At 65.8% G+C, this 14063-nt stretch carries 14 protein-coding genes; 7 read left to right on the top strand and 7 right to left on the bottom strand.

Annotated features, from left to right (window positions below; all coding sequences use genetic code 11):
* The first annotated feature begins 58 nt into the window (after window positions 1-58).
* Both AC1MLZ_RS16230 and AC1MLZ_RS16225 read left to right on the top strand, forming a co-directional pair.
* Window positions 59-325 (top strand): hypothetical protein, encoded by a 267-nt coding sequence (locus AC1MLZ_RS16230; protein ID WP_480959376.1) that lies wholly within the window; start codon window positions 59-61, stop codon window positions 323-325.
* A gap of 250 nt (window positions 326-575) precedes the next feature.
* Window positions 576-1904: a PQQ-dependent sugar dehydrogenase gene (locus AC1MLZ_RS16225; protein WP_480959375.1), complete on the top strand. Its 1329-nt coding sequence runs from the start codon at window positions 576-578 to the stop codon at window positions 1902-1904.
* 203 nt (window positions 1905-2107) lie between these two features.
* On the opposite strand, the gene AC1MLZ_RS16220 is transcribed toward AC1MLZ_RS16225, so the two are convergent.
* Window positions 2108-2305, bottom strand: a complete 198-nt coding sequence (locus AC1MLZ_RS16220; RefSeq protein ID WP_480959374.1) for a putative signal transducing protein — start codon at window positions 2303-2305, stop codon at window positions 2108-2110.
* Entirely contained in the window at window positions 2302-2865 is a 564-nt protein-coding gene (locus tag AC1MLZ_RS16215) for a pyridoxamine 5'-phosphate oxidase family protein (RefSeq protein ID WP_480961587.1), read from the bottom strand. The genes AC1MLZ_RS16220 and AC1MLZ_RS16215 overlap by 4 nt, the downstream gene beginning before the upstream one ends.
* Window positions 2866-2911: 46 nt before the next feature.
* On the opposite strand from AC1MLZ_RS16215, the gene AC1MLZ_RS16210 reads away from it, so the two are divergent.
* Both AC1MLZ_RS16210 and AC1MLZ_RS16205 read left to right on the top strand, forming a co-directional pair.
* Window positions 2912-3157: a type II toxin-antitoxin system CcdA family antitoxin gene (locus AC1MLZ_RS16210; protein WP_480959373.1), complete on the top strand. Its 246-nt coding sequence runs from the start codon at window positions 2912-2914 to the stop codon at window positions 3155-3157.
* The gene (locus AC1MLZ_RS16205) at window positions 3158-3448 is read left to right on the top strand and encodes a CcdB family protein (protein ID WP_480959372.1); all 291 of its coding nucleotides are present in this window, start codon (window positions 3158-3160) and stop codon (window positions 3446-3448) included. It abuts the gene before it with no gap.
* Here the strand turns inward: AC1MLZ_RS16205 and tldD are convergent.
* Together tldD and AC1MLZ_RS16195 are read right to left on the bottom strand one after the other, a co-directional pair.
* Window positions 3445-4872: a metalloprotease TldD gene (tldD, locus tag AC1MLZ_RS16200; RefSeq protein ID WP_480959371.1), complete on the bottom strand. Its 1428-nt coding sequence runs from the start codon at window positions 4870-4872 to the stop codon at window positions 3445-3447. The genes AC1MLZ_RS16205 and tldD overlap by 4 nt on opposite strands.
* Before the next feature lie 18 nt (window positions 4873-4890).
* Window positions 4891-5124 carry a zinc-finger domain-containing protein gene (locus AC1MLZ_RS16195; protein ID WP_031393477.1) on the bottom strand — a complete coding sequence of 78 codons (234 nt, stop codon included), beginning with the start codon at window positions 5122-5124 and terminating at the stop codon, window positions 4891-4893.
* A gap of 274 nt (window positions 5125-5398) precedes the next feature.
* On the opposite strand from AC1MLZ_RS16195, the gene AC1MLZ_RS16190 reads away from it, so the two are divergent.
* The 3 genes from AC1MLZ_RS16190 (at window position 5399) to AC1MLZ_RS16180 (ending at window position 9142) form a co-directional block, all read left to right on the top strand.
* Entirely contained in the window at window positions 5399-6337 is a 939-nt protein-coding gene (locus AC1MLZ_RS16190) for an ABC transporter ATP-binding protein (protein WP_480959370.1), read from the top strand.
* Complete coding sequence (gene nadB / locus AC1MLZ_RS16185) at window positions 6334-7911, top strand: L-aspartate oxidase (protein ID WP_480959369.1); 1578 nt, start codon at window positions 6334-6336, stop codon at window positions 7909-7911. Before AC1MLZ_RS16190 ends, nadB begins: the two co-directional genes overlap by 4 nt.
* Before the next feature lie 118 nt (window positions 7912-8029).
* A complete protein-coding gene (locus tag AC1MLZ_RS16180; protein WP_480961586.1) occupies window positions 8030-9142 on the top strand; it encodes a serine hydrolase in 1113 nt (370 codons plus the stop codon).
* 148 nt (window positions 9143-9290) lie between these two features.
* On the opposite strand, the gene AC1MLZ_RS16175 is transcribed toward AC1MLZ_RS16180, so the two are convergent.
* The 3 genes from AC1MLZ_RS16175 to AC1MLZ_RS16165 form a co-directional block, all read right to left on the bottom strand.
* Window positions 9291-10535: a M20 metallopeptidase family protein gene (locus tag AC1MLZ_RS16175; RefSeq protein WP_480959368.1), complete on the bottom strand. Its 1245-nt coding sequence runs from the start codon at window positions 10533-10535 to the stop codon at window positions 9291-9293.
* A gap of 170 nt (window positions 10536-10705) precedes the next feature.
* Window positions 10706-12349: a helicase HerA-like domain-containing protein gene (locus AC1MLZ_RS16170; protein WP_480959367.1), complete on the bottom strand. Its 1644-nt coding sequence runs from the start codon at window positions 12347-12349 to the stop codon at window positions 10706-10708.
* 108 nt (window positions 12350-12457) lie between these two features.
* A complete protein-coding gene (locus AC1MLZ_RS16165) occupies window positions 12458-14017 on the bottom strand; it encodes a Do family serine endopeptidase (RefSeq protein WP_480959366.1) in 1560 nt (519 codons plus the stop codon).
* Window positions 14018-14063: the final 46 nt, after the last annotated feature.

Genomic DNA, 14063 nt, shown 5'->3' with positions numbered 1-14063 from the left:
TCGAGCCCCGCACCGATGCGTTCCGCAACTCTGTCGGTGAGACTCGGCACAGGAACGGATGGTCGACCGCGCGCATCTGATGGGCCTCGCGGCGCCTGAGATGACCGTGCTGGTCGGTGGTTTTCGTTTACTCGGCGCCAACCATGGCGACTCGAAGCTCGGCGTGTTCACCGATCGTCCCGAGACGCTGACCAACGACTTCTTGCGCAACCTGCTGCCGACGAGCTTCACGGCAAAGCGGGCTGCGGTCGGTGACGGGACCTTCGAAGCGCGTGATCGCAAGACCGGCGAGACGACGATGACCGGCAGCCGCGTCCGTCTGTGAAGGCCTGGAACAAGGGTCATGAACGCCGACCGTTTTGACCTCGCCAAGGTGCACGCCAAGCAGGACGTGGCGATCTGGTAAACGCGGCCCCTGACGAACGAACAGAGGCCGCCGTCGACACTGCCGGCGGCCCATTCTGATTCCTCCCCGGCGGTGAGGATTTACCCCCATCACCCGTCATCCCAGCGAAAACCGGGATGACGGCGGGGTAGAGATTGCCCCCGCCCCCTCGTCCCCCTAATCTCCCCCCATGCGCAAACACATCCTCATCGTCCTTGGCCTGATCCTGCTCGTGATCGCCGCCGGCGTCACCTATGTCGCCTGGCCCGACACGGCCGAGCTGTCGGTCGATCAGGTTGCCGGCAAGCTGCCCAAGATCACCGATCCGCGCATCCAGACGATCCCGACTGTGAAGGTCGCAAAGGTGGTCGGCTGGCAGAACGGCGCGATGCCGACGCCGGCCGCAGGACTGAAGGTCCAGCCGTTCGCGACCGGACTCGATCATCCACGCTGGATGTACCGGCTGCCCAATGGCGACGTGCTGGTGGCCGAGACCAACTCGCCGCCGCGCGAGGGTGGCGGGATCACCGGCTGGGTGATGAAGGTCCTGATGGGCCGCGCCGGTGCTGGCGTGCCGTCGGCCAACCGCATCACGCTGCTCCGCGACGCGAATGGCGACGGCGTGGCGGAGACCAAGTCGGTGTTCATGACCGGCCTCAACTCGCCGTTCGGCATGACCCTGCTCGACGGCCAGCTCTATATCGGCAACACCGACGCGCTCGTTCGCGTCCCCTACACCGACGGCGCGACGAAGATCACCGCTAAACCCGAGCTTGTCATCAAGCTCAACCCAGGCGGCAACCACTGGGCGCGCAACGTCATCACGGCAGCGGACGGCAAGACGCTGTACGTCGGTGTCGGCTCGTCCTCGAACATCGCCGAGAACGGCATGGATGCCGAGAAATACCGCGCGAACATCCTGCAGGTCTGGCCGAAGGACAAGAACTGGCGAATCTACGCCGCTGGCCTGCGCAACCCCAACGGCATGGCGATCAACCCGAAGTCGGGCGGGCTGTGGACCGTGGTCAACGAGCGCGACATGCTCGGCTCCGATCTCGCACCCGATTACCTGACACAAGTCGAGTTCGGCGATCACTTCGGCTGGCCCTGGTATTATTGGGGCGGCTATCCCGACAGCCGCGTCGAACCGAAGAACCCTGCGCTCCAGCAATATGCCAAGCGCCCGGACTACGCGCTGGGACCGCACGTCGCGGCGCTCGGCCTGACCTTCTCGGCGGATGCAAAGCTCGGCACCCGCTTTGAAAACGGGGCATTCGTCGGCGAGCACGGCTCCTGGAACCGCAAGCCGGTCTCCGGCTACAAGGTCACCTACATCCCGTTCGGCGACACAGGCTTCCCGGCGGCCAATGCAAAGCCAGTGGATGTGCTCACCGGGTTCCTGAACAAGGACGGCGACGCACAAGGCCGCCCCGTCGGCGTCATCACCGACAAGACCGGCGGGCTGCTCGTCGCGGACGATGTCGGCAACGTGATCTGGCGGGTCAGCGCCGGGGGCTGATCCGGCGGGACGGGGTGTTGGCTCCGCCCTTCTTAGTCTGCACGACCGACACCCAACTCTTCGTCATCCCCGCGTAGGCGGGGATCCATATCCCCAAGGGCTATCGACCAATCGGGAGCTTGCCAAATATGGGTTCCGGCCTGCGCGGGAATGACATTGCGGGAGTAGCTCAGCGCTTCTTCAAGGACGCTCGACGCACCCGCTCACCCCGCCAAAATTCCCCGAGCCTGGTCGAGATCACCCTCGTCGACCATGACGCGGACCGGGATCAGCAGCCAACTTCCCTCCATGATCGACATCCCGCCATCGAACGCGACCGCCGGGATGCCTTCGCTCTCGAGCCGCCCGACGATAATATGAGCCTCGTTGCGCACGTACCGCCCGAGTTCGACCAAGCTCATGCGCCGACGCGGTCCGGCAGGACGGTGCCGAGTCGAACCGGCAACCCGTCGATGCTCTCGGTTGGTCCCGCCAGTTCCTTGATCCGTTCGGCCTCGGTCTGTTTCGCGTGATATTTCGACAGCGTCTGCCGCTCACGGTCCAGCGTCATGAACGGCACGCCCCAGCCGCAACTCGTCTGCACCTCGTCGACCGCGATCACGAAGATCTGCCGCGTCCCCGGCAACGGCGTGAACCGCGCGTACAGCTCGGCCCAGCCTTCGTCCTGCGGCAACACCGCACGACCCTTGCCATAGATGCGAAAGATCAGCGCCGGCTGGTCGAATGCGCAAAACATGATCGTGATGCGCCCGTCCGCGCCCAGATGCGCGTTCGTCTCGTTACCGGAACCGCCGAAGTCGAGGTACGCGACAGTCTTCGGATCGAGCACGCGGAAACTGTCCATGCCCTTGGGACTGAGATTGATCCGCGCTCCCTCGGCGGCCGTCGCGACGAAGAACACCGGCTGGCGGGCGACGAACGCACGGTGATCATCGGTGAGCGCGGGGAAGAAGTCCATCAGTCGGCTCCGAATTGACGCGCGCCACATCCGCGCATACCTTGTGCGCATGAAGCATGATCCAATTGCTACCGGCAAGCGCAAATCGGTCAACATGTCGCTGGATACCGGCATCGTTGCGGCGGCGCGCGAAGCAGGGCTTAACCTTTCTCAGATCAGCGAACATGCTATCCGGCACGCAACAAAAATCGAACAGGAGCGGCGCTGGAAGGAAGATAATCGCGAGGCGATCAAAGGCTGGAACCGCTGGTACGAACAGAATGGCGATCCGCTCGGCCATCTGCGGCCGCTCTGATTGGCACAGTTCGACGTCTACCGCATCCGCGGCAACGTGCTCGTGGTCGACTGCCAATCGGATTTGCTGTCCGACCTGCAGACCCGATTCGTGGTGCCGCTTCGCACAACCGAAGCCGTGATTTTCAAAAGGCTGACGCCCAGATTCACGATCAATGGCGAAGTTCTAACGATGATCACGACGTTAGCCCGCGCGATCGACGTCCGCGACATCGAAGACACCGTGGCGACGCTCGATACGGCGCAATTCGACATAAAGGCCGCGCTCGATATGTTGATCTCGGGGTATTAAGCCGCCGTCCCGCCAACCGTAAGCCCATCGACCAGCAACGTCGGCTGCCCGACCCCGGCCGGCACCGACTGCCCGCCCTTGCCGCAAATCCCGATGCCCTGGTCGAGCGCGAAGTCGTTGCCGATCCCGCGCACCTTGGTCAGCGAACTCGGCCCGTCCCCGATCAGCGTCGCGCCCTTGATCGGCGCGCCGAGCTTGCCATCCTCGATCAGATACGCCTCGGTGCAGCTGAACACGAACTTGCCCGAGACGATGTCGACCTGCCCGCCGCCGAACGCCTTGGCGAAGATGCCCTTCTTGACACGCGACAAAAGCTCGCCGGGATCGTCGTTGCCGGCCTTCATGAAGGTATTGGTCATTCGCGGCATCGGCGCATGTGCATAGCTCTCGCGCCGCCCATTTCCAGTCGCCTCGACGCCCATCAGCCGCGCGTTCAGGCGGTCCTGCATATAGCCCTTGAGGATACCGTCCTCGATCAGCACGGTCTCACGCGTCGGCGTGCCCTCGTCGTCGATCGTCAGCGACCCACGCCGATCCTGGAGCGATCCGTCGTCGACCACCGTCACACCCTCGGCCGCAACCCTCTCGCCGATCCGGCCGGAAAAGGCGGACGTGCCCTTGCGGTTGAAATCGCCTTCGAGCCCGTGGCCGATCGCCTCATGGAGCAGGATGCCGGGCCAGCCATTGCCGAGCAGCACGGTCATCTCGCCTGCCGGGGCCGCGATCGAATCGAGGTTTACCAGCGCCTGCGACAGCGCTTCGTCGATTGCGCGGTTGTACGTCTCGGGCTCGAACAAATCGTTGTAGAGATAGCGGCCGCCGATACCGTAGCTGCCGGTCTCGCGACGCCCGTTCTGCTCGGCGACGATCGATACGTTCAACCGCACCAGCGGCCGAACGTCGGTCGCGACGAAACCATCCGCGCGGACGATCTCGACCACCGACCATGTTCCCGACAGGCTCACCGACACCTGCGCGACGCGCGGATCGCGCGCACGCGCGGCGGCGTCGATCGTCTGGCACAGGTTCACCTTGTCCGCGAACGGTACGAGGTCGAGTGGATCGGCGGCGGTGTAGCGCCGCTGATTGGTGCCCTGCGGCGGACCGGCCTTTGCGGCTACGCCCGGCTCGATCAGTGCCATCGTCTCGGCGGCGCGGCGGATCGCGGCCGGTGTCATCTCGTTGGAATGCGCGAACGCGGTCATCTCGCCCGACACCGCGCGAAGGCCGAAGCCCGAACTGGTGTCGTAGGATGCGGTCTTCAGCCGGCCATCATCGAAGCCGAACGCCTCGGCCTTGCGATACTGCAGGTAGAGTTCGCCGTCATCGGCCTTGCCGAGCGCCTTGGCGGTCAGTGCCTGCGCCTGCTCGGGGTCCAGAGTATCGCGGTAGAGAAAAGAACGAGGGTCTGCGGCTATCGTCATCCGATAGATATAAGAGGCTTAGCGCCCTGCGCCATCCCCGTGATCGCGCAAAGTCGACTGGTCCGCGCCGTCAGCCGCGCCGCCGACCAGAATGAAGCGGCGATCGCAATAGCCACAATCGACATAGCCGGTCTCGTCGATCTGCAACCAGACGCGCGGATGGCCGAGTGCCGCACCGCCGGGAATGTCGGTGGCGCCATCGCAGGCGACGCGGGCGTGGGTGACGCGGGTGGTTTCGAGCGGCGGATGCATGCGCAGTCGATAGCAAGCGCGCGCCGGCCGGGCAATTGGTTCTTCGGCGTGGGCGAGAAGGAAGAATGGGTTCACGCGGAGGCGCGGAGACGCGGAGGTGTTGCATCCAGCCTGTCGGTCGGGAGACATCATACTCTGTTCCGTAGGTAGATGATTGAGCGGCCGCTACGCGACAAACGCAACATCTCCGCGTCTCCGCGTCTCCGCGTGAACAAATTCTCTTTGCAACGCCCGAGGGGATGACCAGCCCCGCCCGCCCCGCTATGTCGCAGCCATGACCGAAGCTGCGATCGCAATCTCGAACCTTTGCAAGACCTACGCGCCCGTCGGCACCGCCCCGCCCAAGCGTGCATTGGACGACGTGACGTTCGACGTCCCCCGCGGCCAGATCTTCGGCCTGCTCGGCCCCAACGGAGCGGGCAAGTCGACGCTGATCAACATCCTGGCGGGCCTCGTCAACAAGACCGATGGGAGCGCCGCGATCTGGGGGTTCGACATCGACGACCACCCGCGCAATGCCAAGGCATCGATCGGGATCGTCAACCAGGAGATCCTGTTCGACCCGTTCTTCTCGCCGTTCGAGACGCTCGAGATTCAGGCCGGCCTCTACGGCGTGCCCAAGGCGAAGCGCCGCACGATGGAACTGCTCCGCGCAGTCCATCTCGAGGACAAGGCGCACGCCTATGCGCGCACGCTGTCGGGCGGGATGAAGCGGCGCCTGATGGTGGCCAAGGCGATGGTCCATTCGCCCCCCGTCCTCGTTCTCGACGAGCCGACCGCAGGCGTCGACATCGAACTCCGCCAGCAACTCTGGACCTATGTCCGCAGCCTCAACCAGGCCGGCGTCACGGTGGTCCTCACCACCCATTACCTCGAAGAAGCCGAGGAACTCTGCGACCGGATCGCGATCATCAACAACGGCCGGCTCATCGCGAACGAACCAACGCGCGAACTGGTCGGCAAGGCGCAGGAAAAGATCGTTGCCGTCACCGTCGATCGCGACGTGGTCGACATCCCCGCCAACGCCTGCTTCCAGAAGATCGCGCTCAAGGGCAATCGCACACTGGAGATCACCTACAAGAAAGACCGCGTGAACGCCGGCGAAGTCCTGGCGGCAATCCAGTCCGGCGGTTTTGGCATCGTCGACGTCTCGACCAAGGAACCCGATCTCGAGGACGTCTTCCTCAGCCTGACTCGCGCCGCCAACGCATGACGAGCGATATCCTGATCGTCGGCTCGGGCGCCGCAGGTCTTACCGCCGCGCTGAACCTCGCCGACCGCTTCAAGGTCACGGTGTTAGCGAAGGGCGCGCTCAACGAAGGCTCGACCGCCTGGGCGCAGGGCGGAATCGCCGCGGTGCTCGAACCCGGCGACACGTTCGAAAACCATGTCGAGGACACCATGGTCGCCGGCGCCGGCCTTAACGACCGTGCGATCGTCGAGATGGTCGTCGAAGGCGCACCCGCCGCGATCGAGCGGCTCACGCATCTCGGCGTCCCGTTCGAGACCGAAGGCAACGCACTTCACCTGACGCGCGAGGGTGGCCACAGCCATCGCCGCATCGTCCATGTCGCCGACGCGACCGGCTGGGCGGTGCAGGAGGCCTTGCAGAAGGCGGCCGAGGCGCATCCGAACATCACGCTCGTCCCCGACCAGATCGCGATCGACCTCGCCACCGGCCGCCACGAGGAACGCTATTCGGGATCGGGCAACGTCTGGGGCGTCTATGCCGTCGACCGCAAGACCGAGCGGGTCGCCCTCTACACGGCGCGCGCAACCATTCTCGCGACCGGTGGCGCCGGCCGCACCTACCTGTTCTCGACGGCGCCACGCGGCGCGACCGGCGACGGTATCGCGATGGCGTGGCGCGCAGGCGCCCGCGTGTCCAACATGGAGATGATGCAGTTCCACCCGACCTGCCTCTACAATCTGGAGGTCAAGAATTTCCTGATCACAGAGGCGGTTCGCGGCGAAGGCGGGCGGCTGATCAACCCGTCGACCGGCAAGCGCTTCATGACCTATTACGACCCGGCGCGCATGGAACTCGCCCCGCGCGACATCGTCGCGCGCGCGATCGACGCCGAGATCAAGCGCTACGGCCTCGATTATGTCCATCTCGACATCAGCCACATGCCCGCCGAATTCATCCGCCATCACTTCCCGAACATCCACGAGAAGCTGTTGACGGTCGGCATCGACATGACGACGCAGCCGATCCCGGTCGTCCCCGCGCAACATTATACGTGCGGCGGGATCGTCATCGACGAACACGGCAAGACCGATCTTCCCGGCCTGTATGCCGCGGGCGAATGCACCGAATCCGGCCTGCATGGCGCGAACCGCCTCGCGTCCAACTCGCTGCTCGAATGCTTCGTGTTCGGCGAGGCGGCGGCGGACAACATCGCGGCCAACTGGGACAAGCTCCCCCCGCCCCCGCCGATCCGCCCCTGGGACGAAAGCCGCGTCACCGATTCCGACGAGGAGGTCGTGATCAAGCAGACCTGGACCGAAATCCGCCGCTTCATGTGGAATTACGTCGGCATCGTCCGCACCACCAAGCGGCTCGAACGCGCCAAGCACCGCATCGAATTGCTCAACGACGAGGTCGCGGAATATTACCAGCATTTCCGCGTCACGCCTGACCTGATCGAGTTGCGCAACCTGCTCCAGACCGCCGAACTGATCGTGCGATCGGCACTGCACCGGCACGAAAGCCGGGGGCTCCACTTCACGCTCGATTATCCCGAAACGCTGCCAACCGCGGTCGATACGGTTCTCGTTCCATAGCATGATGGCGACTCAGCGCACCGTCGGCGCGCTTCGTCGCAGTGGCGCGCGCGCGCTGTTTCCCGCGCCCGATCAGCGGATAAGGGTCGCTGCTTCAGTGCAGGGCGTTCAATCCATCATGACATCGGCGAGTGCGTTCAAGCGTCTTCTGGCAACCACCCTGTTCGGCGTGGCGCTCACTGGATGCGGATCGGCGTCGCGGCCGACCCCACCCGCCGTTTCGCCGGTGCATCAGGCCGACGGGTTCGTTTCGATCCCGGTACCGCCGCCCCTGCCGCGTACGCCGCGACCCGCGCCCGCCAGCCTGGTCAACGCGATCTCCGAGTTGCAGAGCGGGTTCCAGGGCAAGGCCGGGATTGCCGTCCGTGCGGTCGACGACGGCTGGACGGTCGAGGCCGGTGGGCGCCAGTTGCTCCCACAACAGTCGGTCAGCAAGCTGTGGGTCGCGATGACGGTGATGGACCTGCGCGACCAGGGCAAGATCCGCCTCGACGAGCCGATCGTCGTCCGTCCGCAGGACCTGACGCTGTTCCATCAGCCGATCGCGATGCTGGTCAAGGGCGACGGCTATCGCACCACCGTCGGCGAGCTGCTCACGCGGGCGCTGACGCATAGCGACAATACCGCGAACGACCGGTTGCTCACGCGCGTCGGCGGACCTTCCGCGGTGCGGTCGATGATCGAGCGCAAGCAGTTGGGCGCGATCCGGTTCGGGCCGGGCGAGCGGCTGTTGCAGAGCGGCACGGCGGGGCTGGTCTGGCAGCCGTCCTACGCGGTCAACGGAGGCTTCATGACCGCACGCAACGGGCTGCCGCCAGCCGTGCGCGAGGCTGCGCTGAACGCCTATGTCCGCAATCCGCCCGATGGCGCCGCGCCGATCGCGATTGCCGATGCGATTTCACGGCTGGCGAAGGGGGACTTGTTGTCGGAAACCTCGACCAAGATCCTGCTCGACACGATGGGCCGTTCGGTCACCGGCCGCGCCCGCCTGCGCGCCGCGCTCCCCGGTGGCTGGGAGATCGCGCACAAGACCGGGACGGGGCAGGATCTCGGGCGACGCAATGCGGGGTTCAACGACGTCGGGTTGCTGACCGCGCCCGATGGGCGTCGTTATGCGATCGCGGTGATGATCGGGGATACGATTCGCCCCATGCCGGAGCGGCAGCGGCTGATCCAGGCGGCGGCGGCGGCTGTCGCGAACTACGCCGGGACCACGCGGCCTCTAAGCTGAGCGCGGCGGCGATATCGGGGGGAAGCCTACCCCTGCCGTCATCCTGACGAAAGTCAGGACCCAGGATCACGGGCGATACCGCATTTGGCTCTGGGTCCTGACTTTCGTCAGGATGATGGTGTAGTAGGCGACGTCTTCCAAAACGGTGTCAGTCGAACCCGTTCGCCAGGAACCGCTCCGCCACCGCGCAGTGCATTGCGATACCGTGCGCCATCACGCGCTCGTCGATCGTCATCTTCGTGTTGTGGAGCGGCGGGTTGGTGTGCGGATCGCTGCCTTCGGGAGCGGCGCCGATGAAGGCCATCGCGCCCGGCAACTTCTGCAGCACGTACGAGAAGTCCTCCGCGCCCATCATCGGCGGCATGACCTGATACGCACCCTCGCCGCCGATCGCGGTCGCGCACGCCTTCATCAGATCGGTGGCGCGCTCGTCGTTGACGGTGACCGGATAGCCTTCCTCGATCGTCGGCGTGCCGACTGCGCCGTGGGCGGCGGCAATCCCCTCGACCATGCGAATGAACGCCGCGCGGACCTGTTCGCGGGTGCGCTCCGACAGCGTCCGCATCGTGCCGAGCATCTCGACGGTCGACGGGATCACGTTGTGCGCGCTGCCGGCGTTGAGCTTGGTGATCGAAAGGACCGCGGGGTCGGTGACCGCGATCTGGCGCGCGATATAGGTCTGGAGCGCGATGACGATCTCGCAGGCGATCGGCAGCGGGTCGAGGCAGTCGTGCGGCATCGCGGCATGGCCGCCGCGCCCGGTGATCGTCGCGCGTAGCGTGTCGGTCGAGGCCATCAGCGTGCCCGCGCGGCTGACGACATGGCCCATCGGCATGTTGGGCGAGATGTGGAGCGCGAACCCGGCTTCGGGCAGCGGCGCGTCGAGCAGGCCGTCCGCGATCATGTGGCGCGCGCCATGATGGCCCTCCTCGCCGGGCTGAAACATGAAGACGACCGTACCGGGCAGTTCGTCACGCCGCGCGCACAGGGCCTTCGCCGCGCCGACCAGCATTGCGGTGTGCGAGTCGTGGCCGCAGGCGTGCATCGCGCCGTCGATCTTCGAGGCGAACGGGAGGCCGGTTTCCTCCTGCATCGGCAGCGCGTCCATGTCGCCGCGGAGCAACACCGTGCGGCCGTTGCCGCCGGCGTTGCCGGCGCGCCCGCCACGCAGGATCGCGACGAAGCCGGTGGTGGAAGTACCCTCGCGGATTTCGAGCGGGAGACCGGCGAGCGCCGCCTTCACCTTGTCCGAGGTGCGCGGGCAGTAGAGGCCGACTTCGGGGTCGGCATGGATCGCGCGGCGCAACGTGATCGCGTCGTCGAGGCTGTCCTCGCCGACGGCGGTCCAGTCGGTTGGCGTCCAATCGGTGGTGGATTCGAAATCGAGGGACATCGTCTGGCTCCTTGAAAACTGGCTTCCACCCCGGCGAAGGCCGGGGCCCAATTGGAAAGGTCGATGTAACGGAGCGCCGTCCGACGTTACCTCCGTTCCCCAATTGGGCCCCGGCCTCCGCCGGGGTGGTATGCTTGTGGGGACAGCTCATCCCCGATCATGCAGCCATTCTACCCCCGGAACAGCCCGCCTAAAACCCCGCGCAGCACCGTACCGACCAGACCGCCGCTCGACGAAGATCGCCGCGACTTCGTGCCGAAGACCTGCTTGCCGATCTCGTTCGCCACCTGCCGCCCGATCGATGAGCTTGCCGCCCGCGTCGCCGACGAGGCCATCTTGGTCCAAGGCGAGTTCGCCGCCTCGCGGTCGGCTTCGCGTTGCTGGCGATCTGCCTCGCGCTGGTCCGCGACGCGAGCCCGCTCGGCCTCCTTGGCTGCCTTGGCGTCCGCCTTCGCCCGCGCTGCCTCCACCTTCTCCGCTTCCGTCGTCGCCTTCGCCTCTGCCGCGGCTGCGCTCGCCTCCTGCGTTTTTGCCGCGAGCAGTTCCTCTGCGGATTCGCGATCGACCAGCGTGTCGTATTTGGCACCGACAGCGTCGGTTTCGATCATGACCTTGCGCTCGGCGGGGGTGATCGGGCCGACGCGGGAGGCGGGAGGCTTGATCAGCGTGCGCTCGACCGGCGTCGGCGCGCCGTCCGCTTGAAGCAGCGACACCAGCGCCTCGCCGACCTTCAACTCGGTGATGATCGTCGCGACGTCGACGCCGGGGTTGGCACGGAACGTCTCCGCCGCCGAGCGTACCGCGTTCTGATCGCGCGGTGTGAACGCACGCAACGCATGCTGGACGCGATTGCCGAGCTGCCCCGCGACGCCGTCGGGAATGTCGATCGGGTTCTGCGTGATGAAATACACGCCGACCCCCTTCGACCGGATCAGCCGGACCACCTGCTCGATCTTCTCCAGCAGCGCTTTCGGGGCCTCGTCGAACAGCAGATGCGCCTCGTCGAAGAAGAAGCAGAGTACCGGCTTGTCGGGATCGCCGATCTCGGGGAGATGCTCGAACAGCTCGCTCATGAGCCAGAGCAGGAACGTCGAATAGAGCTTTGGCGAGGCCATGAGCTTGTCGGCGGCGAGGATATTGACGATGCCCCTGCCCCGGTCGTCAGTGCCGATGAAGTCGTTCATCTCCAGCGCGGGTTCGCCAAAGAAATTCTCCGCGCCCTGCGTGCGCAACTGGAGCAGCGAGCGCTGGATCGCGCCGATCGACTGCCTCGACACATTGCCATAGGTCGTCGTCAGTTCGTCCGCACGGCCGGCGCAGTCGGTCAGCATGGACTGGAGATCGTCGAGGTCGATCAGCAGCAACCCTTCCTTGTCGGCGACGTGGAAGGCGATCGTCAGCACGCCCTCCTGAACCTCGTTGAGGTCCATCAGCCGCGACAGCAGCAGCGGCCCCATTTCGCTGATCGTGGTGCGGATCGGATGGCCCTGCTCGCCGAACAGGTCCCAGAACTGGACCGGGTTGTCCGCATAGGCCCAGCCGTCGTCACCGATCGCCTTGGCGCGCTCGGCGAAGCTCGCATGCGTCTTGGCAGTCGGCGAGCCGGCCATGGCGAGGCCGGACAGGTCGCCCTTCACATCGGCGACGAAGCACGGCACGCCGTTCGCGGAGAATCCCTCGATGATCCCCTGCAACGTCACCGTCTTGCCGGTACCGGTCGCGCCCGCGATCAGGCCGTGGCGGTTGGCGCGCTTCAATTCCAGCGCCTGCGGCTTGCCGTCCACGCTCGCGCCAATGAAGATGCCGTCGCTCATGGTCTCGTCCTCTTTACCCGCCGCGACCCTAATCCCGCGCACCGCAAAGAAAAAGGACCGCCGCTCGGGTGAGCGACGGTCCTTTCAGGTCGGTCGGTTCGGTCTGTCCTACTTGATCTTGACCGGCAGGAACTGAGCCGGACCACGTCCACGCTTGACCTGTAGCAGGACCTGCGGGCGCCCGGCGGACTTGGCGACGTTGACCGCGTTCTGGACGTCGGCCGCGGTGCGCACCGGGGTGCCGTTGACCGAGATGACGACGTCGCCGCGCTTGAGCTTGCCGTACGCATCGCTGGTCTGCGCGACCACCGCGATGACGACGCCCTGCGTGCTGGCCTCGACGCCGACCGCCTGCGCGATCGCCGGGGTCAACGGCTGTACGCCGATGCCGAGTGCCGCGCCTGCCGTCGGTGCGGCTGTGGAACCCGAATCATCGCCGTCATCGCCGTCGTCGGTGCCGAAGCCCTGCGCATCACCGCCGAGCGTCGCGGCGAGCTTGTCCGGGGTCGGACGCGGTACGACGACCACGTTGGCCGTCGTCGGCTTGCCGTTGCGCAGGATGTCGAGACGCGCGGTCTGGCCGGGCTTCACGTTCGAGACGAGGTACGACAGCGACTGGTCGACTGTCACCGGTTGGCCGTTCACCTTGGTGACGACATCGCCCGCGCGCACGCCGGCCTTTGCCGCCGGGCCGCCTGCGGTCACGTCGTTGATCAGCTCGCCCTGGTTCTTGGGGATGCCGAGTGCCGCGGCGGTATCCTCGTTGATCGTGCCGCCCGGCTGCAACTGGACGCCGATATAGCCGCGCTCGATCGTGCCGCCCTTCATGAAGGTGGCGATGATCGGCTTGGCGACGGCGGCGGGAATCGCGAAGCCGATGCCGATATTGCCACCCGACTGGCTGAAGATCTGCGAGTTCACGCCGATCACGTTGCCGTTGAGATCGAACATCGGGCCACCCGAGTTGCCTTGGTTGATCGAGGCGTCGGTCTGGATGAAGCGGTCATATGCGCCGCCCTGCCCCGTGACGCGGTTGATCGCCGAGACGATGCCCGCGGTGACGGTGCCGCCGAGGCCGAACGGCTCGCCGATCGCGACGACCCAGTCACCGACGCGCGCGCCATTCGAATCGCCGAACTTCACGAACGGCAGGTTGGTCGCATCGATCTTCAGCAGTGCGAGATCCGATTCCTGATCCTTGCCGATGACCTTGGCGACATATTCCTTCTTGTCGCTGAGCGTGACGGAGATCGAGTCGACGGTCGCGCCCTGCGCGCCGGGCGAGATCACGTGATTGTTCGTGACGACATAGCCGTCGGGCGAGATCAGGAAGCCCGAGCCGAGCGAGGCGCCTTCGCGCTTCACCGGGGGAGCACCCGGAGCGCCGCCGCTGCCCATGCCGCCGAACAGATCACCGAACGGCGTGCCCGCGAACGGATTGGCCTGCTGCTTCTGAACGATCGTCTGCTTGGTCGAAATGTTGACGACCGCGGGCTGGAGCCGCGCGACCATGTCGGCGAAGCTCATCGGCGCGCCGGGTTTCGGCGAGACGGCCTGGATCGCACCGGGTTCGTTCTGGGCGACCTGCGCGCCGCTCGGCTGGAGCGCGAGCGTCGCGGTCGCGCCGCCGAGGAGAAGAGCACTGGTAATGGCGTAGGCGTAACGCACTAGATGTTGTCCTCTCGTTTCATCAATCGAAACAGATGGCTGTTAG

The sequence above is a fragment of the Sphingomonas sp. PEI4 genome (assembly GCF_056679955.1).
Note: the sequence above shows the minus strand (reverse complement) of the source record. Positions and strands in the feature narration are given on the sequence as shown.

Bases quoted from the DNA above. Each gene is read 5' to 3' on its own strand.
- AC1MLZ_RS16230 (WP_480959376.1), top strand. From the start codon at position 59: ATGGTCGACCGCGCGCATCTGATGGGCCTCGCGGCGCCTGAGATGACC.
- AC1MLZ_RS16225 (WP_480959375.1), top strand. From the start codon at position 576: ATGCGCAAACACATCCTCATCGTCCTTGGCCTGATCCTGCTCGTGATC.
- AC1MLZ_RS16220 (WP_480959374.1), bottom strand. From the start codon at position 2,305: ATGAGCTTGGTCGAACTCGGGCGGTACGTGCGCAACGAGGCTCATATT.
- AC1MLZ_RS16210 (WP_480959373.1), top strand. From the start codon at position 2,912: ATGAAGCATGATCCAATTGCTACCGGCAAGCGCAAATCGGTCAACATG.
- tldD (WP_480959371.1), bottom strand. From the start codon at position 4,872: ATGACGATAGCCGCAGACCCTCGTTCTTTTCTCTACCGCGATACTCTG.
- AC1MLZ_RS16195 (WP_031393477.1), bottom strand. From the start codon at position 5,124: ATGCATCCGCCGCTCGAAACCACCCGCGTCACCCACGCCCGCGTCGCC.
- AC1MLZ_RS16190 (WP_480959370.1), top strand. From the start codon at position 5,399: ATGACCGAAGCTGCGATCGCAATCTCGAACCTTTGCAAGACCTACGCG.
- nadB (WP_480959369.1), top strand. From the start codon at position 6,334: ATGACGAGCGATATCCTGATCGTCGGCTCGGGCGCCGCAGGTCTTACC.
- AC1MLZ_RS16180 (WP_480961586.1), top strand. From the start codon at position 8,030: ATGACATCGGCGAGTGCGTTCAAGCGTCTTCTGGCAACCACCCTGTTC.
- AC1MLZ_RS16175 (WP_480959368.1), bottom strand. From the start codon at position 10,535: ATGTCCCTCGATTTCGAATCCACCACCGATTGGACGCCAACCGACTGG.
- AC1MLZ_RS16170 (WP_480959367.1), bottom strand. From the start codon at position 12,349: ATGAGCGACGGCATCTTCATTGGCGCGAGCGTGGACGGCAAGCCGCAG.